The 2,694-nt window shown below is 71.3% G+C and carries 1 protein-coding gene; it reads right to left on the minus strand.

All coding sequences use genetic code 11. The features are described from left to right. On the minus strand, positions 1–2,694 hold a 2,694-nt coding region (locus ACWD3H_RS47510), incomplete at both ends, for a type I polyketide synthase (protein WP_451959780.1).

The raw sequence follows: 2,694 nt of genomic DNA on the forward strand, positions 1-2,694 counted from the left end.
CGGATAACGGCACGCCATGCCCACGATCACGATCGGATCGTCCGCGACCGGCACCACCGACGCGGGAACGACCACGTCGGCATCCTCACCGAACAACTCGGCCAGCAGGAACTCCGCCAGCAGCGTCGGCGTCGGGTAGTCGAACACCAGCGTGGACGGCAACCGCAACCCGGTCACCCCGTTCAGCCGGTTACGCAACTCCACCGCGGTAAGAGAGTCGAAGCCCAGCTCACGAAACTCCCGCCGCACCTCCACCGTCTCCGGCGAGGCATGCCCCAGCACCAAGGCCACCTCGGTACGCACCAGATCCACCAGGACCCCGGTGCGCTCGGCCGCCCCCAGCGGAGCCAGCCGCCCCAGCAACGTCGCCACCATCGAACCGGACGCCGCCGACCGCCGACCACCCCGCACCAGACCTCGCAACAACGGCGAGACCTCACCCTGCGCGCGCAGCACCGCCAGCTCCAACCGGAACGGGATCACCACCGGCCGGGCCACCCGCCCGGCGGCGTCGAACAGCGCCAGGCCCTGCTCCACCGACAGCGGCGGCATGCCCATCCGGGTGATCCGCCGCATGTCGGCGTCGCTCAGCGTGCCGGTCAATCCGCTGTCCTGGCTCCAGGCACCCCACGCCAGCGACAGCGCGGGCAGTCCCTCGGCCCGCCGCATCTGAGCCAGCGCATCCACAAACGCGTTCGCGGCCGCGTAGTTGCCCTGCCCAGCCGAGCCCATGACACCCGACAAGGACGAATACACGACGAACGCCGCCAAATCCAGACCCCGGGTCAGCTCATGCAGATGCCAGGCGGCATCGACCTTGGGCCGCAGCACGGTGTCCAGCCGCTCGGGCGTCAGCGACGGAATCGTCCCATCGGCCAGCACACCGGCAGTGTGGATCACGGCGGTCAGCGGATGCTCGGCCGGAACCTGCGCCAGCAGCGCCGCCACTTGGTCGCGGTCAGCCATGTCACACGCCGCGACCATGACCTCGACACCGTGCGCGATCAGCTCGGCCTGCAACTCCACCGCACCCGGAGCCTCCAGTCCCCGGCGACTGGTCAGCAGCAGACGCCGCACACCCCGCTCGGCCACCAGATGCCGGGCCAGATGACCACCCAGACCACCGGTACCACCGGTGATCAACACCGTCCCCTCCGGATCCCACGACCGCCCCGCCTCCTCGGCCGGCATCACCCGAGCCAGACGAGGCACCCGTACCGCACCCTCACGGACCGCCGCCTGCGGCTCCCCGGAGGCCAGCACCGCGGCCAGCGACGACGAGGACAACTCCGCATCAACGTCGACCAGCACGAACCGGCCCGGGTTCTCCCACTGCGCCGACCGCACCAGACCCCACACCGCCGCAGCCGCCAGATCAGCGACCGCCTCACCCTCCCGCGCCTCGACCGCACCCCTGGTCACGAACACCAGACGCGAAGCCCCGAACCGCTCATCGGCCAGCCACCCCTGCAACAGACCCAGCACCCCAGCCGTCACCGCATGCGCCGACTCCACTACGCCGGTGTCCTCGGAGGAACCGACGGTGAACGTCACCACGTCCGGCACCGAATCCAGCGAGGCGAGATCTCCGGTCAGCTCGACCACGCTCGCACCGGTCTCCGCGCCCGGCACCTCCGCCAGCGCGGTCCACTCCAGCCCGAACAACGAATCCCGCTCCACCCCACGGCCACCGCCGACGAGTTGGTCGGGCGAGAACGGGCGCAACACCAGCGACCGCGCCGACAACACCGGCTCCCCCGCGGCATCCACCACCGTCAGCGTGACCGAGTCGTCACCGGCCCGGACCAGCCGCACCCGCAGCATCGCCGCCCCACCCGCGTGCAGGCTCACCTCCCGCCAGGAAAACGGCAACCGCGTACCCCCTGCGGCATCCAGCCCGACAAAGGCCATCGCGTGCAACGCCGCATCCAGCAGAGCCGGATGCACCCCGAACGAACCCGCATCCGACGCCGCCTGCTCGGGCAGCGCGACCTCGGCGAAGATCTCCCCATCGCACTGCCATGCGGCCCGCAGCCCCTGGAACACCGGACCGTACCCCAGCCCTCGAACGGCCAGCTCGTCATACAGCCCGTCCAACTCGATCGCGGTCGCCCCGACCGGCGGCCACACCACCGCATCGAACCGCGCAGCGGCCCGACCATCCGTGGCGAGCGTGCCCGTCGCATGCCGCACCCACGGCACATCCTCCCCAGCCTGCGCCGACCGGGAATAGACACTCAAAGCACGCCGACCGGACTCCTCCGGCGCACCCACCGCGATCTGCATCACAACCGCGTCATCCTCGCCCAGCACCAGCGGCGCGGCCAGCGTCAGCTCCTCCACCACCTCGCAGCCGACCTGGTCACCGGCCCGGATCGCCAGCTCCAGGAACCCGGTCCCCGGGAAGACCACCACCCCGCCCACCGCATGATCAGCCAGCCACGGATGCGACCCCACCGACAGGCGGCCGGTCAGCAGCACCCCGTCCGAGTCGGCCAGGCCCACGGCGGCGCCCAGCAACGGGTGCCCGGCGGCGGCCAGCCCCGCCGCGGCCACATTCCCCACCTGGGAACCTGCTCCCACGGGCCAGTACCACTGGTGCTGGAAGGCGTAGGTGGGCAGGTCGACGCGGCGAGCACCCGGGAAGAGGGCCTGCCAGTCGACCTGCACGCCGCGGACGAACAGCTCGGCCGC

This window comes from Streptosporangium sp. NPDC002607 (assembly GCF_053592655.1).